Genomic DNA, 24,142 nt, shown 5'->3' with positions numbered 1-24,142 from the left:
GGATGGCGCCAATGCCGGGCATCATACCAGCAGCCAAGCGCAAGACAGCTGGCCCATTCGGCGGCAAGGTTTTTAAAACAGCCACTTTTCCCCACGCTTTGACCAGCCTGCAACACCAAGTTTGCATTGCGACAGCATTCCTGGATAAATTCCACCTGGAAAGTTTCTCAGAAGCACTCCCACCAGTTACAATTCCCTCTGCTAAATATTTCAACTGCCGCCAGCCCATGAACGCAAACGCCCTTCCCGCAGTGCCCCTCGACGCCGAATTACAGCAGGCAATCACCGAACACCAGGCTGGCCACTACGCCGAGGCGGAGGAGCTTTACCTGGCGATTTTGCAGGCACAACCGTATCACGCCATTGCCAACCATAATATGGGCTTGCTGGCGGGACAGGTCGGGCAATACCAGGCCGGCTTGCCGTATCTGCACAAGGCGCTGTCCGTCAACCCCGACGAAGGCCAGTTCTGGCTGTCGTATGCGGATGGCTTGCTCAAGGCGGGCGAACGCGAACAGGCGCTGGAGATCGTCACGGCGGCCATCGCGCGCGGCCTCGACAACGGACAGTCGCAGGGCTTGCGCAGCCGCATCGAAACGGCGATCGCAAGCACGCCGACAGCGCAGGAAACGCAGCACGTCATTGAGTTGTATCAAGCCGGCCACCATGCCGAACTGGAAGTGGCCAGCCACGCCCTGACGCAGCGCTACCCCGAGTCGGACTTTGCCTGGAGCGTGCTGGGCACCGCCATGCAATTACAGGGCAAGGATGCCTTCGAGGCCCTGCAAAAAACCGCGCAACTGGCCCCCAACGATGCCGAAGCGCATGGCAACCTGGGCACCGCGTGGCAGGAGCGGGGCATGTATGCGCAGGCCGTCGCCTGCTATACGCGGGCGCTGGAACTGAATCCGGACTTTGTCGAGGCACACGGCAACCTGGCGGCGGCGCTGCAGGCACAAGGCAAGCTGGAGCAAGCCGAACAGGCCTACCGGCATGCGCTGGCGTTGCGTCCCGATTACGCCAAGGGTCATTTCAATCTCGGCAACACATTACAGCTCATGCAACGCGGCGCCGAAGCCATCGCGAGCTATCAACGCGCGCTGGCACTGCTGCCGGGCGACGCGGAAATTTATCTGAATCTGGGCAATGCGCAGCTAGACCTGAAGCAATGGCAAGCGGCCATCGTCAGCTATCGGGCCGTACTGCAACTGGCGCCACACACCAAAGCGGCACATGCCAACCTGGCGGCGGCGCTGCATGAGGCCGGAGAGTACGAGAGTGCGGTGAAAATTTGCCAATCTGGCATCATTTTGCATACGGACGACGCCAAGCTGCACAATAACCTGGGACGCGCGCTTCAGTGGCTGGGGAAAGCTGAGGAAGCAATCGCCGCGTATGAACAGGCGATCGCGCTCGATGGCGATTTCCCCCAGGCGCTAAGTAATCTGGGCTTGCTTCAATGCAAACAGAAAAACTACGCGGCAGCCATTGAGTACTGCACGCGTGCGTACCACCTGCAACCAGACGATGGACCAGCCAGCGCCCAGCTCGCCATCGCCTACGGAGCCGCCGAGGACAGGGACAATGCGCTGAAGTACTTTCAGCAAGCCATCGATATGGCACCTGAGAACGCCGCAATGCACAAGCATCTGGGCGACTACTACAACAACATCAAGCGCTTCGAGCAAGCTGTCACGTCATATCGCCAGGCAATTAAATACGAGCCAGACAATAGCGAGACACATAACAACCTCGGGGTCGTTCTACAGGAATTGAAGGCATACGACGAAGCGACCGCCGCGTACGCGCGCGCGCTGGAATTGAATCCAAAAAACACCTCGGCGCTCATTAACCGGGGATCGACACAGCAGGCGCAGAATCAAATCGAACTGGCCAAGCAAAGTTATCTTGCTGCTCTCGCTATCGACGCCGAATTCGATCGCGCTCACTTTGCACTCGGCAATTGCCATGTGATCATGAACGAACCCCTGCTGGCCCTGGAGTGCTATCACAAGACGCTGGCAATCAACCCAGACTATCGCGATGCCTACGTCAATATCAGCGCCACTTTCAGCAATATCGGCCGGATAGACGAAGCCATTGAAACGTGCCGCAAGGGGCTGGCCGTTTGCCCGCTGTGGGAAACCCTGTTCAGCAACTACCTGTTCTTGCTGTCGCATAGCGCCAACATTGACGCCGAGACACTGTTTGCCGAGCATCAGCGCTTTAGCGATACCTTCGAAAAACACGTTATCAAGAGCACGCTCCCGCACAGCAATACCCGCGACCCGCTGCGTACCCTGAAGGTAGGCTTCGTGTCAGGCGATCTGCTCAACCATCCGGTACCGCATTTCCTCATCCCGATCTTGGAAAATATCGCCGATGGCGCCCGGCTGTCACTGTATGCCTACCATAACAATCCGCAAAACGACGATATCACGGAGCGCTTGCGGGAAGTCATTCCCCACTGGCGCCAGGTCGAGCACCTGTCCGATCCGGACCTGGGCCAGCTGATCCGCGACGATGGCATCGACATCCTGATCGATTTGTCCGGACACACGGGCAAGAACCGGCTGCTCATGTTTGCCGCCAAGCCCGCCCCAGTCCAGGCCAGCTGGATCGGCTACCCGCTCACGACGGGACTGCAGGCGATCGATTACTATCTGAGCGATCAGTACTTCACACCACCGGACGAATTGGGCAGCCAGTTCTCCGAGAAACTGATGCTGCTCCCCGCCTGCGTGCCATTCCTGCCATCCGAGCTTGCGCCCAGCATTGAGCCGGCGCCCGTATTGGCAAATGGCTATATCACGTTTGGCAGCTTCAACCGCACCAACAAGATCAATCGCCAGGTCATCGCGCGCTGGGCCAGGGTACTGCGCGCCGTCCCCGACGCCAAAATGATCGTGGCGGCCATGCCGAAATCGGAAGCACCGCCGCAACTGGCGGCCTGGTTCGCGGAAGAAGGCATTGCACCGGAGCGCCTGACCTTCGAGGGACGCACGAGCATGGCCCAATTCATGGCCATCCATCACCGCATCGATATCTGCCTCGATGCCTTCCCGTATTGCGGCAGCACAACGACCCTGCATGCGCTGTGGATGGGCGTGCCCACGCTCACGACGGCAGGTCCCACCATGCCTAGCCGCGCCGGTAACATGATCATGCGCCAGGTCGAACTCGATGACTTCATCGCCACCGACGAAGACGATTTCGTGCGCAAGAGCGTGTCCATGGCGGCCAACCCCATGCTGCTGGGCGCCTACCGTTTCAGCATGCGTCACCGCCTGGAGCGCTCGATCCTGGGCAAGCCCAAGCTGATCACGGAAGGGCTGGAAAATGGCCTGCGCATGGCCTGGCAACGCTGGTGCGAAGGCTTGCCGCCAGTTTCGTTCGAAGCGCCCGTGGCCGTGCCCAACCCGCCGATCGGATTATGATGAGCGCTCAAAAAAACAAACCAGTCTATGTCACCCAGCCCCTGCTGCCGCCGCTGGAGGATTTCCTGCCGTATCTGGAAACGATCTGGGACAACAAGATCCTGACCAATGGCGGCCCCTTCCACCAGCAACTGGAACAGGCGCTGTGCGACTACCTTGGCGTCAAGCATATCTGCCTGTTCGCCAACGGCACGCTGGCATTGATGACGGCGTTGCAGGCGCTGCGCATCAACGGCGAAGTCATCACGACGCCGTATTCGTTTGTCGCTACTGCTCATTCGCTGCTGTGGAACAACATCAAACCCGTCTTTGCCGACATCGAGCCGCACAGCCTGAACCTCGATCCGACCAGGATCGAGGCCGCCATCACGCCGCAGACCACCGCCATCATGCCCGTGCACTGCTACGGCCGGCCATGCGATATCGAAGCCATCGAGAAAATTGCCGACAACTACAATCTGAAGGTAATCTACGATGCGGCGCATGCGTTCGGTGTGCGCCACCGGGGCGGCAGCGTGCTCAATCACGGCGACCTTTCCGTGATCAGCTTTCACGCCACCAAGATCTTCAACACCTTCGAAGGTGGCGCCATCGTCTGCCCCGACGCCAAGACCAAGCAACGCATCGACCATCTGAAAAACTTCGGCTTCGTCGATGAAGTCACGGTCGTGGCAGCTGGCATCAATGGCAAGATGAGCGAAATCAATGCCGCCTTCGGCTTGCTGCAGCTCAAGGGCATTGACGGCGCGCGCCAGAAGCGCAAGGCCATCGATGCGCATTACCGCCAGCAACTGGCCGGCATCGGTGGCATCACCTGCGTGCAGCAAGGAGATGCCGAGGCCGCCAACAACGCGTATTTCCCCATCCTGGTGGGTCCCGGCTACCCGCTGTCGCGCGACGCCCTGTTCCAGTTGCTGCGCGACCAGGAAATCTACGCGCGCCGCTACTTTTATCCGCTCATCAGCGACTTCCCCATGTATCGCGGCATGCCATCTGCGGCGCATGCAAATCTGCCCGTAGCACGCCTCGCGTCATCGCAAGTGATCTGCCTGCCGATCTATCCGGACCTGGAGATGGCAACCGTGGACGCCATTATCGCCATGATCGCCGCCCCCGCGCTACAACAAGAATCGATACGAGACATCGCCTGATGCAAATTTCCACCGAAACCAATTTTTCCGGCGTGGCGGAGAGCCATCCCTGGTCGGCGCAATTCACGGTACTGGGCTACACGGATGGCGCCATCAGCACCCTGCCCCATCAGTTTTTCCGCGACTGGCTGGACCAGGAACCGGCGCACGGGCACTTCTACATAGGGCGCGGCTCCTGTTTCGGCGTTGGTTCGCTGGTGAAATATGACGGCGGACAGCAAAGCCTGTGTGTCGGACGCTATGTGGCCGGCGGCTCGCGCCTGAGTTTCATCCTCAATGGCCAGCACGAAATGCGCACCATCTCCACGTACATGCTGTCGATCCTCGGCGGTGGCTTGAAAAATTTGCCGCCGCCACAATATCCCGACACGGTCATCAAGAACGATGTCTGGATCGGCGACGAAGCAATGGTGCTGGGCGGCAGCGTGATCGAAAACGGCTGCGTCATCGGCGCCCGCTCGCTGCTGCCACCGAATTTCCGTTCGGAACCCTATGGAATTTATGCGGGTTCGCCAGCGCGCCTGATCCGCTACCGCTTCACGGAAAAAGTCCGTGCCGCGCTGCTGGAGCTGGCCTGGTGGGAAATGCCGCTGGAATGGGTACGCAACAACAACGCCATGTTCCTGGAGGACCTGTGCGCTGACGAAGCGAAGGCATTGCTGGTCATTAACATCCTGAAAAGCAGCCGCCAGCAATGGGAAGCGGAACACGGCGGCGTGGCCGATTGAACCTGATGCAACTTGCCACTAAGGAAAGAAAAAATATATTTCCACGCGGCATTTAATAAAGCGGAAGGAATGGTCGTCTTGTACTGGTAGGAGCAGATAAACCGTCGCTCCTCACCATAACCACCCAATTAGGAATGACACCATGCTGAGTCTTCACACCAACGCTGCTTCCCTGTCGGCACAAAATTCGATCTCGAATACCCAATCCAAACTGTCGACTTCGATGACGCGCCTGAGCACCGGCTTCCGTATCAATTCGGCCATGGACGATGCTGCCGGCCTGCAGATCGCCACCCGCCTGAAAGCACAAACGAGCGGCATGACCGTTGCGATGAACAACACGCAAAACAGCACCTCGATGCTGCAAACGGCAGAAGGCGCGTTCGCTGAAGTGACCAACATGCTGGTGCGCATGAAGGATCTGGCAACCCAGGCAGCCGATGCCTCGTCGACCGGCGCCGACAAGACCGCCATGCAAGCTGAATACAATGCATTGGGCCAGGAACTGTACAACGTCATGACCAATACCACGTTCGGCGGCACAGCACTGCTGGGCGATGGCAGCGCCGCAACCAAAGGCACCTTGTCGACCTCGATGACCTTCCAGATCGGCGCAAGCTCGACCGAGAAAATGAGCTTCGATGTATCGACCAACCTGGCCTCGCTGAATACGGCCCTGAACGGCTTGAGCAAAAACTTCTCGTCGGCCGCGTCGACCGGCGCCAGCGAACTGACCAGCAGTGCCAACGCCTCCATCGGCCTGCTGGCCACCGCCATCGACAGCGTCAGCACCGTGCGTTCGGCACTGGGCGCGACGGCCAACCGTCTGGACCACGTCAACACCAACTTGTCGAACATCGCCACCAACACCAAAGCCGCTACCGGCCGCATCATGGACACCGACTTCGCTACCGAAAGCTCGAACATGACGTCGTCGCAAATGCTGCTGCAAGCTGGCACCGCGATGCTGAAACAAAGCAACAGTATGTCCTCGATGGTCATGTCCCTGCTGCAATAATATGGACTTGGCCGCTCGCGGCCAGACTCTCGAAGCCAGACTCCGGTCTGGCTTTTTTTTCGTGCGCAGCTGGCGCAGGTATGCCACAACACGTACCGGACGGACTGACGAAGCAACAAATACCATTTTTTTTAAGAAATTTCCTTAAAGCATTTAATTAAGGCGGCGGCACGGTCGTCTTGTACTGATAGGAGCAGATAAATCGTCGCTCCTCACCGTAACCACCTAATTAGGAATGACACCATGCTGAGCCTTCACACCAACGCTGCCTCCCTGTCGGCACAAAATTCGATCACGAATACCCAATCCAAACTGTCGACCTCGATGACGCGCCTGAGTACCGGCTTCCGCATCAACTCGGCCATGGACGATGCTGCCGGCCTGCAGATCGCCACCCGCCTGAAAGCACAGACCAGCGGCATGACCGTTGCGATGAACAACACGCAAAACAGCACCTCGATGCTGCAAACGGCAGAAGGCGCGTTCGCTGAAGTGACCAACATGCTGGTGCGCATGAAGGATCTGGCAACCCAGGCAGCCGATGCCTCGTCGACCGGCGCCGACAAGACCGCCATGCAAGCTGAATACAATGCGTTGGGCCAGGAACTGTACAACGTCATGACCAACACCACGTTCGGCGGCACCAAGCTGCTGGGCAAGGGTAGCGCCGCAGCTGACGGCACGCTGTCGACGTCGATGACGTTCCAGATCGGCGCCAGCTCGACCGAAAAAATGACGTTCGACGTTTCCGGCAACCTGAGCACGCTGAACGCCGCCCTGACCGGCCTGAGCGCAAACTTCTCGAGCGCCGCCGCGGCAGGCGCCACGGAACTGACGTCCAACGCCAACGCTAACATCGGCCTGCTGGCCACCGCCATCGACAGCGTCAGCACCTTGCGTTCGGCACTGGGCGCGACGGCCAACCGTCTGGACCACGTCAACACCAACTTGTCGAACATCGCCACCAACACCAAAGCCGCTACCGGCCGCATCATGGACACCGACTTCGCTACCGAAAGCTCGAACATGACGTCGTCGCAAATGCTGCTGCAAGCTGGCACCGCGATGCTGAAACAAAGCAACAGCATGTCCTCGATGGTCATGTCCCTGCTGCAATAATAGTGACTTGGCCGCTCGCGGCCAGTCTCTCGAAGCCAGACTCCGGTCTGGCTTTTTTTTCGCCTGCCGTGTCTGGCATTTCCCGCATCTTGAACTAAATTGCCATCACGTTTAACGATGTTGCCGGCATAGTCGCCTATACAAGGTAGAACACCGAACAATCGCCTACTGGAGCCGCCGCGTGCTGAGCATTCATACCAATACTGCCGCACTGTCAGCCCAGCGGGCCATGGGCTGGGCCCAGCAAATGCTGTCGACGTCGATGACGCGCCTCTCCACCGGTTTTCGCATCAACTCGGCCATGGACGATGCGGCAGGCTTGCAGATCGCCACCAGGCTGAGCGCCCAGACCAGCGGCATGGCCGTGGCCATGCGCAACACGCAAAACAGTACTTCCCTGCTGCAAACGGCCGAAGGCGCGTTTGGCGAAGTCACCAGCATGCTGGTGCGCATGAAGGACCTGGCCACCCAGGCGGCGGACGCCTCGTCGAACCAGAAGGACCGCGAGGCCATGCAAGGCGAATACGATGCGCTGGGCGCCGAGCTGTACAACGTGATGACGAACACCCGCTACGGCGGCACTTTATTGCTGGGCAACGGCAGCGCTGGCAAGGGCACCCTGTCGCAAGCCATGACGTTCCAGATCGGCGCCACCGGCAGCGAGACCATGCAGTTCAACGTGGCGGGCGACATGGCCGGCCTGGATGCCGCCCTGCAGGCGATCTCCGTCAATTTCGCGCCAGGCGCCACAGCCGGCAGCGAATTTGCCAGCAACAGCAGCGCCAACGGCATGATCGACATGCTGGCGGCGGCCGTCGACAAGGTCGGCAGCGTGCGCTCGGCGCTGGGCGCCACAGCGAACCGGCTCGGACACGTCTACAACAACCTGTCGAACATGATCACCAATACCAGGGCCGCCATCGGCCGCATCATGGATGTCGACTACGCGGCCGAAAGCGCCAACATGACCTCGGCGCAAATGCTGCTGCAAGCGAGCACGGCCATGCTCAAGCAAAGCCAGAGCATGAGCAAGCTGATTCTTTCTTTACTACAATAGTGACTGGCAGGGCGAGATGGCGGATCGGATGAATATGTATCAGCAGGAAGCAATGGCATGGCGATAGACCGCATCTCATCGGGCAACCCGGTGCCCCTGATTACCCAGCGCTTCGACGTCAGCCCCGCGACGCCGATGGTGCCGGGCGTGGTCCAGCCACTGGTGCCCATCGGCCCCTACATGGCGCCAGCGCCGGACGCCGGCACCCTGCCCGCCCAGCTGCAACAAAAGGGACAGGACAGCCTGGCGTCCCTCATCAAGCCGAATGCCGATGGCACGGGCGGCGCCATGCCGCGCGACAGCAGCGCCATGCAGGTCAATCAACTGTTCTTCACGCGCCAGCTGGTCTGGCAACCGCCCGACGCGGCGCAGCTGGCCGCCTCGTGGCGCGTGATGGTCAAGACGTATGGCGAGCAATATGCGGCCCTGCAGGAGCAGGCGCGCGGCCAGCACGTGCCGGGCAACCTGTTCATGGCCGAGCAGCAACCGGCCCTGCTGCGCGAAGGCGCCCGCCCGCCCTTGAGCGTCGACAGCGAAGCATGGCGCTTCGCCGTGTATGGCTGGGGCGGCCAGCGCCTGCTGCTGCGCGTACTGGCCAGCGACGAAGACGAAGATGCCACGCCCAGGCGGCGCGGCAAGGTGGCGCTGCGCGTCGAACTGATCGTCATCGGCATCGGCCGGGTCGTGATCCAGATGGAGCCGGCCGGCGACGGCGTGCTGCTGGAACTGGCCGCCGACGAGGAAGCCGCATTGCGCCATTTGCGCCTGGCCCTGCCCGAGATCGCCGACGCCGTGCGGCGCGCGGGCCTGCGCGTGGTGCGCTGCCGCCTGAACCGCCAGCTGCATGCGCAGCGCGTGCACGGCAACTACCCGATGCAGGCGGGCGCCGCCTCGCTGTCGCTGGCCCTGTTCCGCGCCATGGCCGAAGTGGCGCTGCTGCTGACGCAGCCGGAAGCGGAAGCGGCGGCCAATCCCGATGCGCCTGCCGCCAGCGAAGCCGCGGCGGCGGCCGAAGAGGAAACCATCGCCATCTCGAAGGAAGTGGCGGCGCCGCTCGGTTACGACTATGGCGACGACGACGAGACGGCGCATGGCGGCACCGTACTGCTGCTGGCCGACGGCCAGGAGCACGACCTGCTGCCGCCCATCGACGAACAGGATTGAAGCAACAGTATTGATACAGCATAAAAAAACGGCGCCCGAAGCGCCGTTTTTTATCGTTCCTACAATTACCCCACCGTGCCGATGATGCTCACTTCGCGGTTTTCCGGGATTTCGTTGTATGACAGCACATGCAGGCCAGGCGCGAACAGGCGCGCATAGCGGGCCAGCAGCGGACGGATCTGCGGCAGCACCAGCAGCAGCGGCGGCGTGGCCTGCTGCTTCATCTGTTCGCGCGCCACCGGCATGTTCACTTGCAGCTGCGACAGCAGATGCGGGTCGATCGGATAGTTATCCAGGGTCACCTTGCCCGACTGGCGCGCCTGGTTCAGGGAGCCAAGCAGCATGTTTTCCAGCTCGCCGCCCAGGTTAAACGCCTGCATTTCCATCTTCTGGCCAAACAGCCCGCTGACGATCTGGCGCCGCAGCGCGCAGCGCACTTCGGCCGCCAGCAAGATCGGGTCCTTGGTCGTTTCCGAGCTGTCGAGCAAGGTGGTGGCGATGGGCACGATATCTTTCAGCGACACATTTTCCGCCAGCAAGACGCGGAACACGCGCAGCAGCTGCGTGTGCGTCAGCGCCTTGTCCAGCGCGCCAGCCAGTTTCGGCGACAGGGCCGTCAGGCGCTCCATCATGTTCGAGACGTCTTCGTGGCGGAACAGTTCAGGCAGGTATTCGCGCACCATCTTCGACAAGTGCGTGGCGATCACGCTGGGCGCCTCGATGACCTGGTAGCCGAGGCCCAGCGCATGCGCCTTCTCACCCGGTTCGATCCACGTGACGGGCATGCCGTAGGCCGGCTCGATGCCGGGAATGCCGTCCAGCTGGCCATACACATTCGGCGACGGGATCGCCATCAGGCGGTCGGCCTGCACTTCCGCCTGCGCCACCACGGTGCCCGACAGCACGATGGCGTATTGCGACGGCTTCAGGGCCAGGTCGTCGCGCACGCCGATATTCGGCAGCAGCAAGCCCATCGCCTCGGACAGGCTCTGGCGCACGCCCTTGACGCGCTTGTTCAGCGGTTCGCCTTGCGTTTTATCCACCATGCCAACCAGCTTGTAGCCGAGCATCACCATCAAGGGCTGCACGGCAGGCAGTTGCTGCCACTCCAGTTCGGCCGGACGCTCGTCGCGCAAGGCTGCCTCGATGGCGGCCATGCCGGCCGCGTCGGGTCCTTTCACGCGCTTGGTCAGGCGCCAGGCAACAAAAGCCAGCACGCCGGCAAAGGTCATGAACATGAACCATGGCATGCCCGGAATCAGGGCCAGCGCCACCATCATGCCGGCCGCGCTGTAGATCACCGTTGGCGACGTCAGCACCTGGCCCGCCACTTGCTGTTCGAAGTCGCCCGAATCGCTGATGCGGGTCACCAGGATGGCGGCCGCGGCCGACAGCAGCAGCGCGGGAATCTGCGCCACCAGGCCATCACCGATGGTCAAGAGTGCGTATTGACGGAAGGCATCACCAAACGACAGGTCGTGCATCAGCGAGCCGATCGCCACGCCGCCCACCATGTTGATGATCAGAATCAGGATACTGGCGACGGCATCGCCGCGCACGAACTTCGACGCGCCATCCATGGCGCCATAGAAATCCGCTTCGGCGGCCACGTCCTTGCGACGGATCTGGGCTTTTTCCTGGTTGATCAAGCCGGCGTTCAGGTCGGCGTCGATGGCCATCTGCTTGCCCGGCAAGGCATCGAGGGTAAAGCGCGCGGACACTTCGGAGATACGCTCGGCACCCTTGGTGACGACGGCGAAGTTGATGATCATCAAGATCACGAAGACCACGATACCGACGACGAAGTTACCGCCGATCACGACGTTACCAAATGCCTCGATCACCTTACCGGCCGCATCCGCGCCCGTATGGCCGTGCAGCAGCACCACGCGCGTCGACGCCACGTTGAGGGTCAGCCTGAGCATGGTGGTGGCCAGGATCACCGTCGGGAAGACGGAGAAATCGAGCGGCCGCTTGGCCGACACGCTGACGAGGATGACGATCAGTGCCAGCACGATATTGAAAGTGAACAAGATATCGAGCAGCACCGGCGGCAGCGGCAAGATGATCATTGCCAGGATCACCAGCAGGAACAGCGGCGTGGCGAACTTGTGGCGGCGCATTTCAGCAACCACTCGGTTCAGGAAATTCATGGCGGTACGACCTCGCTCAGATGAGATGGCACGGCCATCTCGGTGGGTAATACGGGCTGGGCAGCACGCTGCCCGGACCGGAATGCTTTCAATTGCAGGATGTAGTTCAGCACCTGCGACACGGCCTGGTACAGCTGCACGGGAATCTGCTGCTGCACCTGGCTGGTGTTGTAGATGGCGCGCGCCAGCGGCGGCAACTCCAGCGTTTCAATATGGTGCTCCTTCGCCACTTGCCGGATATACAGCGCCATCTCGTCGACGCCCTTGGCCACGACAAACGGCGCCTCGGCGCGGTCCTGGTCATACTTCAAGGCGACGGCGTAGTGCTCGGGATTGACGATCACCACGTCGGCGTCGGGCACGGTCTTGCGCACGCTGCGCCGGCCGATCTGCTGCTGCAACTGGCGGATGCGCTGGCGCACTTCGGGGCGGCCTTCGCTGCTTTTATGTTCTTCCTTGACATCCTGCTTGCTCATGCGCTGGTTGCGGGCAAAGAAAAACGCCTGCGCCGGCACGTCGATGATGGCAAACAGCACGAAGACGGAAATGAGCGCCATCAAGCCGTCGAGCATCAGCGCCGAGCCATCGAGCATGGCCTGCTGCAAGGGCCGGTGCTGCAAGTCCACGTACTGCGTCAGGCTGGAGCGGCTCACATGCACCAGCACCATGCCCAGCACGACGGCCTTGGCGATGGACAAGCCGAATTCAAAAGCATGCTTGGGCGCAAACAGACGGCCCAGGTTCTTGGCGGGGCTCAGGCGTTCCATCTTCGGCATCCAGTTCTTCGTGCTGATGACCCAGCCGCCAGGAATCAAGGAGCCAAGCACAACAAACAGGGGCACGCAAAACAGCGGCACGATCATCTTGATCAGCAAGCCCACCGATGTCGTAAACGCCATCGACATGGCATTTTCCAGCGCGCCCTTGCTGTCGAGCGGCATGAAGGCCATGGCGAACAGCTCGCGAAAGCTCAGCAGATAACCCGGCAGCAGATAAATGAAGACCTTCATGCTGATCAGGATGCCCAGCGCCGTCGACAGGTCGCGCGAACGCACCACCTGCCCTTCCTGGCGCGATTTCTTCAGCTTCTGCGCTGACGCCTTTTCTGTCTTGTCGCCCGTGCTGCTATCCGCCATGGGCCACCCGCATCTGTTCCTGGATCATGTCGAGCACGCGGTTGGTCATGGCGATGTAGTGCTCAGGAATAAAGCGCACGATCTGTATCAGCATCAGCAGGCCGAACATGGTGATCATGGAAAACCCCAGCGAAAACAGGTTCAGCGACGGCGCCACCCGGTTCAGGAAGCCAAAGCCCAGCTGCACCACCATGGTGGAAAAGACGATGGGCAAGGCCAGCAGCATGGCGGCAGCGAAGATCCACGCCACGTTATACGCCACCGTCTGCAGCAGCAGCGGCCCGTAGCCCTGCCCCACGGGCCAGGCCGTGAAACTGGCGCCGATCACGCCCGTCAGCACCAGGTGGCCGTCGATGGCGAAAAACACGATCATGCACATGATGGTGAGCAAACCCGTGATCACGTCCGACGAAGTGCCGTTAAGCGGATCGTTCATCACGGCCATGGAAAAGCCCACCTGGCTCGACACCAGGTAGCCGAGCACCGACATGACGGACATGGCGAAATGGAAGGCCAGACCGAGGACGAAGCCGATGATGGCCTGCTCCAGGGTGGCGACGAGGGCGTGCAGGGAAAACGGATCGATCTTCAGCAAGTCCTGCGACACGCCCGACGCCTGCATCACGGGCAGCATCAGGATCGCCAGCACCAGCGACAGCAGCACCCGCACGGGGACGGGCACCATGGCGTCGCCGATCACGGGCGAGGCGCTGAGCATGGCCAGGATGCGGCAGAACGGCCACCACACGGCCAGCAGAAACGGCAGCACCTGATTGAAAATCTGATCCATGGCGCGCGGCGCTATCCGACCAGGGTGGCGGCGCGCTGAAAAATGGACACGCAATAATCCATCAGGTAACCGGCCATCCAGCGTCCGGCCAGGATCAGGGCCAGCAAGGTGACCAGCAGGCGCGGCAGGAAACTCATGGTCTGTTCATTGATCGAGGTGGCCGCCTGCACCAGCGCGACCAGCAAGCCCATGAGCAAACCCGGCACGACCAGGATCACCACCAGCAGCATGACGACATGCAACGCTTCGATGATCAGGTCGACGGCGACTTCAGGGGTAAACATGGATCAATAGCCCTGTATGCTGGTAACTAAGGTGTTGACGGTCAGGGTCCAGCCATCGACCAGGACGAACAGCAGCAGCTTGAACGGCAGCGAAATCACCAGCGGCGACAGCATCATCATGCCCATCGCCATCAGCACGGACGCCACCACCAGATCGATGATGAGGAACGGGATGAACAGCATGCAGCCGATCTGGAACGCCGTCTTGAGTTCGGACAACACAAACGCGGCCAACTTGACCGTGAAGCTGTGGTCTTGCGGGCGCATGCTCGACGGCTCGCCGGCCAGGTGCGCGATCTGCGCCAGCGCGGCCTTGCTCGTCTGCGCCAGCATGAAGCGCGAAATCGGCACTTCGGCGATCTTCAGGGCTTCCTGCATGCCGATCTGGTCGCGGTCGTACGGCACGAACGCTTCCTTCCACACCTGGTCGCCGATGGGGCGCATGACCAGCAGGGTGAGAATCAGGGCGATGCCGGTGACGATGCGGTTGGGCAAGCCCTGCTGCAGGCCCAAGGCCTGGCGCAGCAGGGACAGCACGATGACGAAGCGGGTAAAGCTGGTCATCATCATGACCATCACGGGCAGCAGCCCGAGCAGGGTCATGACGACCAGGATCTGCATCTTGACCGACAGGTCGGTCTTCGCGCCCGGCACCACGCCGGACAATAAATCCTGCGCCCCGGCGGCGGCGCAGCACAGCATAAGAACGGGAACAGCCAGCGCGGCAGCCAGCGCGCCGCGGCGCCGGCTCAAACCGGGTACCGCCAGCTTCATGCTGTCATCAGGTCGAGATTGAGGCCATCGAGGTCGATGACTTTCAGGCCATAGTTCTCGCCGGCCACCACCACTTCGGCACGGCCGATCGGCGTGCCGTTGACCTTGATCACCAGCGGTTCGCCGGCCAGCATGTCGAGTTCGATCACGCTTTCAGGGCCGATGGCCATCAGCTCTTCGAGCGAGATGCGGGCCGAGCCCACTTCCAGGGTCAGGGTCACGGGAATCTTGCGCATCATCTGCGGAATGTCGCGCCGCGCGCGGCCGCTGGCCACGTCGGACACGTCGCCCTGGTCGATGATCATGTCATCGCCCAGGTCTTCCAGCAGGGTTTCGCTCTGGTTGGTATCGTTCAGATTCATATTATTCGACATCTTCAAATGAGGTTAAACAGAGCTTGCCCTTGTGTTCGGAAACAGCAGCTGTAAATAAACGGGAGTCGTCGAGCATGACGTCGGTACGGCTCAGGCTGACGGGAATCACGTCGCCCACGCGCAGGTCGAACAAGGCACCCAGTTGCACCTGTTTGCTGACGAGCCGGCCTTCCAGCGTCACTTGCAGGCGCGAAGCGAGCGGGCGCACGCTGCCACGCAAGGCTTTCTTCGCTTGCGCGCGCTCGGGCAGCAAGCCGCGCAGCACGTCGGCCATCAGGCGCTTGTCCAGCGAGAACCAGAACTGGCCGCTCTGCCCCGCCTCGACGTCGCTGAGCGCCACGGTGACGATCCAGCTGCCGCGCGCCGGATGCACGCCAGACTGCACGGCGACCTCGGCACTGGTGTCGATGTCGCTGCTCTTGCCCAGGGTTTGCAGGTTCTTGTGGACGCGGGAAAACAAGCTGTTCACCAACTGTTGTCCCAGCACCACAGCGAGGCGCTCCTCCGTGGCCGTCACGCGCACCTGCGCCGGATCGGGCAGCGCACCCTTGGCGCCGGCACTACCATAGCGATAGTTCAGCACGCTCAAGAGTATCTGCCGTTCAAGGGCAAAGCCCGTCTGGCTGGCCGCCGTGGAAAAACTCAGCCAGCGGTTCACGCTGTCCTCGTTTTCCACGCGCGACAAGCTCACGCCATCGATCTGGAAATTGCCCCAGTAGCGACGGCTCATCGGCTGGCGCAGGGCCACGGCCAGGTCGTCGCGCAGCTGGGCGCCGAATACATGCAGCAAATGGACAGGACGTCCAAGCAGACAAGAATCGAGGACTTGATGGCGCACAGTTTGATCTGTCTTAGTGGTTATCATGAGGGTCATGTCGTATTGCGGTGGCAGAACAAATTATACGGATCACCCGAAATTAAATACAGCATCATCTTGACCTTGCAAACCGATCCGCAAGCAAACGATTGCGCATCGTATCGCATGCTAGATGACTACGGTGCTGAACAATACATGAAAATGCTAAATATTGCCATGTATCAATATTCCTTGAGGCAATCCTCTCTTTACTTTATAGTTGCCCCGAGGTAAGCTTATAGCGACAAAATAGTGATTTGCAGTGCGCCATTCCGCTTACCTGATTCCGGTTTTTATGGCAGTTTCCAGTCCTTCTTATTGCCACCAGCAGAAACTTTTATCAGATAAATATTAGTTATCATGGCCATGTAAATCATGTTGGCGTGGGTTTGCTGGGTTTGTTTGAGTCTGCTTGAGCGGATGGTGTGGCAACTGATAAAACTGATGGGCCCTGAAATCGGGCCGGGCAAAATGGCATTGGATGTAGTGCCTGCCGGAATGGCAACACCAGTAATTTCTGATTGATACGTCACCGCATATTGAAAGTAGAGGGCAAGATGAGCAACGAACTCGCAGGTCTGATCAAGGCCGATCTGGCAGCACTGAGCAATGACGCGCGCGCCCTGGGCGCCAGCATCGCGCCTGCCGCCCAGTTCGGCGCGCCGGAACAATCCGGCTTCTCCTTTGCGCAAAGCATGAAAGACGCCATCGGCAAGGTCAACGGCGATGACCGCATGGCCGCGCAAAAAATGAGCGACGTCGACAGCGGCAAGAGCGACGACATGGTCGGCGCCATGCTGGCCAGCCAGGAAGCGAGCCTGTCCTTCTCCATGTTGATGCAAGTGCGCAACAAGGTCATGGGCGCCGTCGACGAACTCATCAAACTGCCTCTGTAATCTTCACGTCCTGATCCACGCCCAGCCTCCCAGCGAAAGTTACCCCAAGTGATTACCCCCATGAAGTCCGCATTTGCGCGCTGGCGCCTTGGCGCCCAGCCCGCCATTCCGCCCGCCCTGCTGAAAAACCTGGTTCCCATCGTCGTGCTGGCCATCGGCATCACCGCCATGGTGACCATGTATGCCTGGCGCGACCAGGCCAACTACAAGCCGGTGTTTGGCGCGCGCGAAAAAGTGGCCGTGACGGACATGATGGCCACCCTGGACGCGGAACACATCCCCTACCGCCTGCATCCGGACAGCGGCCAGGTGCTGGTGCCCGACGCGATGCTGGGCAAGGTGCGCATGCTGCTCGCCTCGAAAGGCGTGACGGCGCAGCTGCCGGCCGGCCTGGAACTGATGGACAAGAACGACCCGCTGGGCGTCTCCCAATTCGTGCAGGACGTGCGCTTCCGCCGCGGCCTGGAAGGCGAACTGGCGCAAAGCATCATGACGATGGACGCGATCGCTTCGGCGCGCGTCCATCTGTCGATTGCCAAATCGACTTCGTTTGTCGCCAGCGACGGCGACAAATCGTCCGCTTCCGTCGTGGTGGCGCTGAAACCGGGCCGCACCCTGGCGCAGGAACAGATCGCCGCCGTCATCAACATGGTGGCCGGCAGCGTCGCCAGCCTGGCGCCCACGCGCGTGAGCCTGGTCGACCAGAGCGGCAACCTGCTGTCCTCGCACATCGACCTGACGGATGGCTTCGATGCCTCGGCCGCCGGCAACGAAGGCGCGAAACGCTTCCAGGATGAAATCCGCCGCAACGTCACGGGCTTGCTGGGCCCGGTCATCGGCGAAGACAACTTCAAGCTCAGCGTGACGGCCGCCGTGAACAACGACCGCGTGGACGAAACGCTGGAAAAATACGGCGAAGCCCCGAAAGTGACGAGCGAAGCGATGCGCGAAGAGCAGGAACGCAACCGCACCGTGGCCGGCATTCCCGGCAGCCTGTCGAACCGTCCACCAGCGGCCGCCGTGCCGGCACCGGCCGACGCCGCCGGCGCCGCCCCCGCCGATGGCGCGCCGAAGCCATCCGACGATGGCACGGCCCGCAAGAACGCCACCACGCGCCAGTACGCCTACGACCGCAGCATCACGCAGATCAAGCGCAGCCGTGGCCGCCTGGAAAAACTCAGCGTCGCCGTCGTCCTCAACAGCGCCGCCGCACCGAATCCGAAAACGGGCTGGACCCCTGCCGAACTGGGCAATATTGAAAAAATGCTGAGCAGCGGCCTGGGCATCAACGCCCAGCGCGGCGACAGCCTGAGCCTGACGGCGCTGGCCTTCCCGGCCAAGCCGCCCGTGGCGCAGTGGTGGGAAGAGCGCGATACCGTCGTCGATTTCAGCAGCTGGCTGCTGTACGCCCTGGGCGCCATCCTCGGCTACTTCCTGATCCTGCGTCCGCTGCTGCGCCTGCTGACCACGCGCCTGGCGCCGCCGCCACTGAAACAGCTCGATCCCGCCCTGGCACTGGGCGGCGCCAGCGCCACCGGCGCGAATGGCGTGGCCGCAGCCGGCGCGCCTGCCCTGGGCGTGAATGGCAGCCCGCTGGCGCTCGAAGGCGAGGCCGCCGCCGGCAACATGCCGGTCGTGCCGCTGCTGGAAAACTATGACTTGCCGCCACCTGGCTCGGCGGTCGACGTGATGGTCGACCACTTGAAAGTGCTGGCTGAAAAAGAACCCGAGCGTGTCGCCGAAGTCGTCAAACAATGGATGCAGAAAAATGGCCGAACTCAACAACAATAATCCCTCCGACGGCGCAGAATACGAAAGCGTCAGCCTGAACCCCGTGGAACAGGCGGCCATCGTGCTGCTGAGCATCGGCGAAGAACAGGCCGCCAATGTGCTGCGCTGCCTGTCGCGTGAAGAATTGCTGGAAGTCACGCAAGTGATGTCGCGCATGAGCGGCATCAAGGTCGAATCCGTGAAAACGGCCATGCAGACCTTCTTCGACGACTACCGCCAGCAAAGCGGCGTGCACGGCGCCTCGCGCAGCTACCTGAAGCGCTCGCTGGACATGGCGCTGGGCAGCGATATCGCAAATAGCGTGCTGAACAATATTTACGGCGACGCGATCCGCCCCAAGATGGCGCGCCTGCAGTGGGCTTCGCCGAAATGGCTGGCCGAATACATCGTCAACGAGCACGTGCAGATGCAAGCCGTGTTCCTGGCCTTCCTGCCGCCCGCGCTGGCCGGCCAGATCCTCGACGCCCTGCCCGTCGAAGGCCGCGACCTGGTCTTGCTGAACCTGGCACGCCTGGACGAGATCGACCGCGACCTGCTGGTCGAGCTCGACGAACTGGTGGGCCGCTGCCTGGGCACGCTCGACACGCAAAGCACCAGCGTGGAAGGCATCCGCCAGGCGGCCGAGATTCTCAACCGCATGCCGGGCAACCGCGCCGCGCTGGTCGAACTGCTGCGCGCGCACGACCCGGAAGTGGTGTCGGAAATCGAACTGAGCATGTACGACTTCCTGATCCTGGCCACGCAGAGCGATGTCACGCTCACGCGCATCCTGGAAGACGTGCCGATGGAACAGTGGGCCATCGCCCTCAAGGGCGCGGAACCGTCGATCCGCGACGCCGTGCTGAAAACCATGCCACGCCGCCAGGCGCAGAGCTTCGAAGACATGATGCGCCGTTCCGGCCCCGTGCCGCTGTCGCGCATCGAACAGACGCGCCAGGAAATCATGGCCACCGTCAAGGGCCTCGCCGATGCGGGCGAGATCGAAGTGCAACTGTTTGCCGAAGCGGTGATCGAATGAAACACTTCCGCTCGTATCGTTTCCCGCCCCTGTCGCAATTCATCGCCGCCGGCCAGCGCGCCTCCAACGAGGACACGGATGGCCAGTGGCAGGCGTCCGTCTCGGAAGGCTTCGAGCAGGGCCAGCGCGACGGCTACGAAGTGGGCCTGGTGCAAGGCCAGCAAGACGGCTACGACACCGGACGCAACGATGGCATGGCGCAGGGCCGCGAAGAAGGCCGCAATGAAACCCTGGTGGCCCTGGACCGCCTGGCCCGCCCTGTCGACGCCATCTTGCGCGACCTGAAAAAAGTGCGCGCCGATTACCGCGAAGCGCAGCGCAAGGAAGTGGTCGACCTGGTGGCCAAGGTGGCGCGCCAGGTGATCCGCGCGGAACTGGCGCTGCAGCCGGTGCAATTGCTGGCCCTGGTCGACGAGACCCTGGCCTCGATGCCGCCCACGCGCGAAGAAATCGACGTCTTCCTCAATCCGGAAGAATTGAAACGCATCAGCGAACTCGATCCGAAGCGCGCCAAGCGCTGGAACCTGATCGCCGACGCGCGCCTCGACGCGGGCGAATGCCGCATCAAGGCGGGCGACAATGAAGTCGACGCGGGCTGCCATCAGCGCCTGTCCGCCTGCATGGAACAGGTCAGCAGCCACCTGGCGCTGGCCGCCGAACACGCGGACCAGGGCGCGCCTGCATGATCGCCGACACGCTGCGCAGCTTCGAGATCGGCGATATTCCGGTCGCGACACCAACCGGCCGCCTGGTCGGCGCGTCCGGCCTGCTGCTGGAAAGCGCCGGCTGCCGCCTGCACACGGGCCAGCGTTGTCAAATTGAAACTGTGAGCGGCGAGTGGCTCGATGCGCAAGTCGTCGGTTTTCGCGAAAAACTGTCTTACCTGATGCCGTTCAAGAAGGCGACAGGACTGACCACGGGCGCCAGAGTTCTCCCGTTGCCCGACAAGGCCAGCCTGCAGATCGGTCCGTCGTGGCTGGGCCGCATGGTAAATGGCCTCGGCGAGCCGATCGATGACCTGGGCCGCCTCGGTGGCGAACACATCCTGGAAGTCACGCCACCGAAGATCAATCCCCTGAAGAAACAACCGGTGGTAGAACCGCTGGACGTGGGCGTGCGGGCGATCAACAGCATGCTGACCCTGGGCAAGGGCCAGCGCGTGGGCCTGATGGCCGGTTCCGGCGTGGGCAAGAGCGTGCTGCTGGGCCTGATCACGCGCCAGACGGTGGCCGATGTCGTCGTCGTCGGCCTGATCGGCGAACGGGGCCGCGAAGTGCGCGAATTCGTGGAAAAGTCGCTCGGCGCCGAAGGCTTGAAAAAGGCCGTGCTGGTGATCGCACCGGCCGATGAGTCGCCCCTGATGCGCATCATGGCCACCGAGTTGTGCCATTCGATCGCCGCCCATTACCGCGACCAGGGCAAGCACGTGCTGCTGCTGGTCGATTCGCTGACGCGCTATGCCATGGCCTTGCGCGAAGTGGCGCTGGCCCTGGGCGAGCCGCCGGCCACGCGCGGCTACCCGCCGTCCGTCTTCTCGAACTTGCCGCAACTGGTGGAAAGCGCCGGCAACGGCGCCCACCCGGAAGGCAGCATGAGCGCCATCTACACGGTGCTGGCCGAAGGCGACGACCAGCAGGATCCCGTGGTCGACACGGCGCGCGCGATTCTCGACGGCCACATCGTGCTCACGCGCGAACTGGCCGAGCGGGGCCACTACCCCGCCATCGACATCGCCGCCTCGATCAGCCGCTGCATGGCGCAGGTGATCACGCCCAGCCACATGCAGGCGTCGCGCGCGCTGAAAGCGTCGATGGCGCGCCATGCGCGTGTGCGCGACCTGATCCCGCTGGGCGCCTACGTGCCCGGCGCCGACCCGATCACCGACCGCGCCGTCCAGCTGCACGCGCCCATCGAAGCCTTCCTGTGCCAGGGCACCAAGGAAGAGGCGCCGATGGGACCGTGCATCGAACAACTTGAACAGATCATGGCCTAGGAGCATACGTGAGCGACGCGCATACCATCCGCAACCTGACCACCCTGGTCGGCCTGCGCAGCACCGAAGTGGAACGCCTGCAAGGCGAAATGGCGGCGCAGACGGCCGTGCGCGAGCGCTACCAGAAAAACCTGGAGCGCCTGACGGGCCTGTACACGGATAGCGGCCCCAGCGGCGCCCTGCCCCTGGCCCTGTCCGTCAACTGCGGCAACTTCAAGCAAGCCGTGATGCAGATGGCCGACCAGCACCGTACCGACCTGCACCTGCACGAAGCCAACATGGCCGTTTCGCAACGCGCGCTGAATACGGCCTGGGCCAAGCGCGAAGTGCTGGACCAGGTGCTGACGCAAAAGCAAAAGCATGTTGCAAATGAGCAACACCGAGTTGATGCCAAGCGGCAAGACGAGCTGGCGACGCAATTCTGGTTCCGCGGGCAGGTAAAATGAGGTTTGTGTAAGTTTCTTTCAGGAAAACTTCACGAAACGGGAATGGGGGTCGCCTTGTACCGGTATATCCCTTTATTCAGGAGTCTGGCATGGCAAACGTAATTACCGCACCACGATACGATCCGATCGTCACAGCAGAACAATTGGCTACCAAATCGGTGGCGGCGCAAAAAGCAGCCCTGGCGAATCAGACCACGCTGGCCAACAACACCAGCAGCGCGCTGGGCAACCTGAAATCGGCCATCTCGGCATTCCAGCTGGCGATGACGACCATGACGTCCAGCAAATCAGTGCTGAGCCAGTCCGCCACCTTCAGCAATACCGCGTATGGCACGGGCACGGCCGGCATCAAGGCCGCGCCTGGCAGCTACGCGTTCTTTGTCGAACAACTGGCCACGGCCAGCCAGACCTCGTATGGCGGCTTGAGCAGCACCACGCCAGCCAACGGCGGCAACATGACCATCCGCCTCGGCGATCCGCTGGCTGCCGTCACCGCCGACAACGCTTTCGACATCGACCTGGCCGCCGCCAACAAGGATGGCGACGCCTACCTGACGCCGCAGGAAATCGCCGCCGCCATCAATGGCAACAGCAAGAATAATGCGCGTGTCACTGCTTCCGTCATCAATATCGGCAACCAGGCGCAACTGGTGCTGACGTCGAATCTCACCGGCGTGGCCAATGCCGTCTCGATCGATACCAACAGCGTGACGGATGCGGGCCTGAAGTCAGCGCTGCAGAGCGACATAAAAGCCATCGCGGCACCGAAGGACGCCATCGTCTGGCTGGGTGCGCAAGGTTCCGGCACCAAGATCACCCAGGCATCGAATACCTTCACCAACGTGCCTGACGTGAAAATGACGTTCACCAAGGCCATGACGGCAGGCGAGAGCCCCGTTACCGTGACCGTCGGCACCGACAGCGCCGGCACCATTGCCAATGTGCAAGCTTTCGTCGATGCCTACAACAAGCTGAAAAGCGTGATGGATGGCCTGGCAAGCCCCGGCAATCCGGAAAAAAATATCGCTGCCGGCATCTTTGCCCACGACTCCGGCCTGAACGCCCTGCGCACCAGCATGGGCGATGCCCTGCGCCTGAACGTCGATGGCGTATCGCTGGTAGCGTATGGCATTACGGCCCAGCGCGACGGCACGATCAGCCTGAATACGGCCAAGCTGACGGCCAAGCTGGCGGACAATCCTGGCGGCCTGGACAAACTGTTCGGCAATAACAGCCTGTCGGCCCCGGCCGGCGTGCTCGGCGGCCTGGACAAGGTGCTGGGACAGTGGAGCAATGTCACCAAAGGCCAGATCACCCAGCGCATGGCAGCGACGGACAAGTTGCAGAAAAGCCTGGCCAAGAGCGCCGAGCGCCTGACCAACCAGTACAACACTGCCTACACCCGTTTCCTGGACCAATATTCCCGACTGCAGGTATTGCAGGAGCAAATGACCCGGAATTCGGACATGTTCGATGCCATGTTTAGTAACGATAAATCCTAAGGCGGACGTGCCTGCCGCGCCGCCACAGTTAACATAGCGAGAAGAGAATAATGTTGAACAATGAAGCTTACGGCAGCTACCATGCCGTCAACCTGGATTCCCAGACCGCCCGCGCCACACCGGTCGAACTGGTACTGGTGCTGACGGACGGCCTGCTGGAAGAACTGGCGCGCGCGCGCGGGCACATCGTGGGCAAGCGCTACGAGCAAAAGGCCATCAGCCTGGATAAATGCACGCAGATCATCAACGGTCTGTCGAGCTCGCTCGATTTCGACAATGGCGGCGAAGTGGTGGTCAACCTGGCGCGCCTGTACGACTATTGCGTGGCGCGCCTGTACACGGCCGGCATCAAGCTCGACCCGACGCTGATCGATGAAGTGACTACCTTGATGACCACCATCAAGCGTGGCTGGGTGGGCGTCCAGGCGAATAATGCCTAGGCGCGCTGCGCTGCA

The 24,142-nt window shown here is 61.6% G+C and carries 22 protein-coding genes; 15 read left to right on the top strand and 7 right to left on the bottom strand.

From position 1 onward, the window contains the following. The first annotated feature begins 227 nt into the window (after positions 1 to 227). The 7 genes from CSQ91_RS04065 (at position 228) to CSQ91_RS04035 (ending at position 9,674) form a co-directional block, all read left to right on the top strand. Positions 228 to 3,437 carry a tetratricopeptide repeat protein gene (locus CSQ91_RS04065; RefSeq protein WP_180278341.1) on the top strand — a complete coding sequence of 1,070 codons (3,210 nt, stop codon included), beginning with the start codon at positions 228 to 230 and terminating at the stop codon, positions 3,435 to 3,437. Further along, complete coding sequence (locus CSQ91_RS04060; RefSeq protein WP_180278340.1) at positions 3,437 to 4,588, top strand: DegT/DnrJ/EryC1/StrS family aminotransferase; 1,152 nt, start codon at positions 3,437 to 3,439, stop codon at positions 4,586 to 4,588. The genes CSQ91_RS04065 and CSQ91_RS04060 overlap by 1 nt, the downstream gene beginning before the upstream one ends. Further along, positions 4,588 to 5,316, top strand: a complete 729-nt coding sequence (locus CSQ91_RS04055) for an acetyltransferase (protein WP_099387443.1) — start codon at positions 4,588 to 4,590, stop codon at positions 5,314 to 5,316. The genes CSQ91_RS04060 and CSQ91_RS04055 overlap by 1 nt, the downstream gene beginning before the upstream one ends. A gap of 142 nt (positions 5,317 to 5,458) precedes the next feature. Further along, the gene (locus CSQ91_RS04050; RefSeq protein WP_099387442.1) at positions 5,459 to 6,334 is read left to right on the top strand and encodes a flagellin N-terminal helical domain-containing protein; all 876 of its coding nucleotides are present in this window, start codon (positions 5,459 to 5,461) and stop codon (positions 6,332 to 6,334) included. 243 nt (positions 6,335 to 6,577) lie between these two features. Continuing rightward, on the top strand, positions 6,578 to 7,453 hold the full coding sequence (locus CSQ91_RS04045; protein ID WP_099387441.1) for a flagellin N-terminal helical domain-containing protein: 876 nt from the start codon (positions 6,578 to 6,580) through the stop codon (positions 7,451 to 7,453). Positions 7,454 to 7,634: 181 nt separating this feature from the next. Continuing rightward, entirely contained in the window at positions 7,635 to 8,510 is an 876-nt protein-coding gene (locus tag CSQ91_RS04040; RefSeq protein WP_034787895.1) for a flagellin N-terminal helical domain-containing protein, read from the top strand. A gap of 57 nt (positions 8,511 to 8,567) precedes the next feature. Further along, entirely contained in the window at positions 8,568 to 9,674 is a 1,107-nt protein-coding gene (locus tag CSQ91_RS04035) for a hypothetical protein (protein WP_180278339.1), read from the top strand. Positions 9,675 to 9,739: 65 nt separating this feature from the next. Here the strand turns inward: CSQ91_RS04035 and CSQ91_RS04030 are convergent, their stop codons facing one another. From CSQ91_RS04030 to CSQ91_RS04000, 7 genes are read right to left on the bottom strand one after another with little or no spacing between them, the layout of a single operon-like run. Continuing rightward, positions 9,740 to 11,827 carry a flagellar biosynthesis protein FlhA gene (locus CSQ91_RS04030; protein ID WP_070253620.1) on the bottom strand — a complete coding sequence of 696 codons (2,088 nt, stop codon included), beginning with the start codon at positions 11,825 to 11,827 and terminating at the stop codon, positions 9,740 to 9,742. Continuing rightward, positions 11,824 to 12,963, bottom strand: coding sequence for a flagellar type III secretion system protein FlhB (flhB, locus tag CSQ91_RS04025; protein WP_034787883.1), 1,140 nt, complete (start codon positions 12,961 to 12,963; stop codon positions 11,824 to 11,826). Before flhB ends, CSQ91_RS04030 begins: the two co-directional genes overlap by 4 nt. Then, on the bottom strand, positions 12,953 to 13,753 hold the full coding sequence (locus CSQ91_RS04020) for a flagellar biosynthetic protein FliR (RefSeq protein WP_070253621.1): 801 nt from the start codon (positions 13,751 to 13,753) through the stop codon (positions 12,953 to 12,955). The genes flhB and CSQ91_RS04020 overlap by 11 nt, the downstream gene beginning before the upstream one ends. Positions 13,754 to 13,764: 11 nt before the next feature. Beyond that, positions 13,765 to 14,037 carry a flagellar biosynthetic protein FliQ gene (locus CSQ91_RS04015; protein WP_034757874.1) on the bottom strand — a complete coding sequence of 91 codons (273 nt, stop codon included), beginning with the start codon at positions 14,035 to 14,037 and terminating at the stop codon, positions 13,765 to 13,767. A 3-nt stretch (positions 14,038 to 14,040) separates the two neighbouring features. Beyond that, on the bottom strand, positions 14,041 to 14,811 hold the full coding sequence (gene fliP / locus CSQ91_RS04010; RefSeq protein ID WP_034787879.1) for a flagellar type III secretion system pore protein FliP: 771 nt from the start codon (positions 14,809 to 14,811) through the stop codon (positions 14,041 to 14,043). Then, positions 14,808 to 15,173, bottom strand: a complete 366-nt coding sequence (locus CSQ91_RS04005; protein WP_070253622.1) for a FliM/FliN family flagellar motor switch protein — start codon at positions 15,171 to 15,173, stop codon at positions 14,808 to 14,810. The genes fliP and CSQ91_RS04005 overlap by 4 nt, the downstream gene beginning before the upstream one ends. Position 15,174: 1 nt before the next feature. After that, entirely contained in the window at positions 15,175 to 15,975 is an 801-nt protein-coding gene (locus CSQ91_RS04000; protein WP_034787875.1) for a FliM/FliN family flagellar motor switch protein, read from the bottom strand. Between the two features lie 623 nt (positions 15,976 to 16,598). Between CSQ91_RS04000 and CSQ91_RS03990 the strand changes: the two genes are divergently transcribed. The 8 genes from CSQ91_RS03990 to fliS all read left to right on the top strand — a co-directional run bounded on the left by CSQ91_RS03990 (position 16,599) and on the right by fliS (position 24,127). Further along, entirely contained in the window at positions 16,599 to 16,937 is a 339-nt protein-coding gene (locus CSQ91_RS03990; protein ID WP_034787870.1) for a flagellar hook-basal body complex protein FliE, read from the top strand. 60 nt (positions 16,938 to 16,997) lie between these two features. Continuing rightward, a complete protein-coding gene (gene fliF, locus CSQ91_RS03985) occupies positions 16,998 to 18,728 on the top strand; it encodes a flagellar basal-body MS-ring/collar protein FliF (protein WP_099387440.1) in 1,731 nt (576 codons plus the stop codon). Beyond that, a complete protein-coding gene (locus tag CSQ91_RS03980; RefSeq protein WP_034787864.1) occupies positions 18,706 to 19,746 on the top strand; it encodes a flagellar motor switch protein FliG in 1,041 nt (346 codons plus the stop codon). Before fliF ends, CSQ91_RS03980 begins: the two co-directional genes overlap by 23 nt. Continuing rightward, on the top strand, positions 19,743 to 20,432 hold the full coding sequence (gene fliH, locus CSQ91_RS03975; protein WP_034787861.1) for a flagellar assembly protein FliH: 690 nt from the start codon (positions 19,743 to 19,745) through the stop codon (positions 20,430 to 20,432). The genes CSQ91_RS03980 and fliH overlap by 4 nt, the downstream gene beginning before the upstream one ends. Further along, entirely contained in the window at positions 20,429 to 21,739 is a 1,311-nt protein-coding gene (gene fliI / locus CSQ91_RS03970) for a flagellar protein export ATPase FliI (RefSeq protein ID WP_034787854.1), read from the top strand. Before fliH ends, fliI begins: the two co-directional genes overlap by 4 nt. Positions 21,740 to 21,747: 8 nt before the next feature. Further along, the gene (locus tag CSQ91_RS03965; RefSeq protein WP_046684908.1) at positions 21,748 to 22,185 is read left to right on the top strand and encodes a flagellar export protein FliJ; all 438 of its coding nucleotides are present in this window, start codon (positions 21,748 to 21,750) and stop codon (positions 22,183 to 22,185) included. Positions 22,186 to 22,274: 89 nt separating this feature from the next. Continuing rightward, positions 22,275 to 23,687, top strand: coding sequence for a flagellar filament capping protein FliD (gene fliD / locus CSQ91_RS03960; RefSeq protein WP_034787851.1), 1,413 nt, complete (start codon positions 22,275 to 22,277; stop codon positions 23,685 to 23,687). A gap of 50 nt (positions 23,688 to 23,737) precedes the next feature. Next, positions 23,738 to 24,127, top strand: coding sequence for a flagellar export chaperone FliS (fliS, locus tag CSQ91_RS03955; protein ID WP_034757830.1), 390 nt, complete (start codon positions 23,738 to 23,740; stop codon positions 24,125 to 24,127). Positions 24,128 to 24,142 lie beyond the last annotated feature (15 nt).

It is taken from the genome of Janthinobacterium sp. BJB301 (assembly GCF_002735685.1).
GTDB classification, from domain to species: domain Bacteria; phylum Pseudomonadota; class Gammaproteobacteria; order Burkholderiales; family Burkholderiaceae_D; genus Janthinobacterium; species Janthinobacterium lividum.
This window is presented reverse-complemented; position numbering and strand designations above follow the sequence as displayed.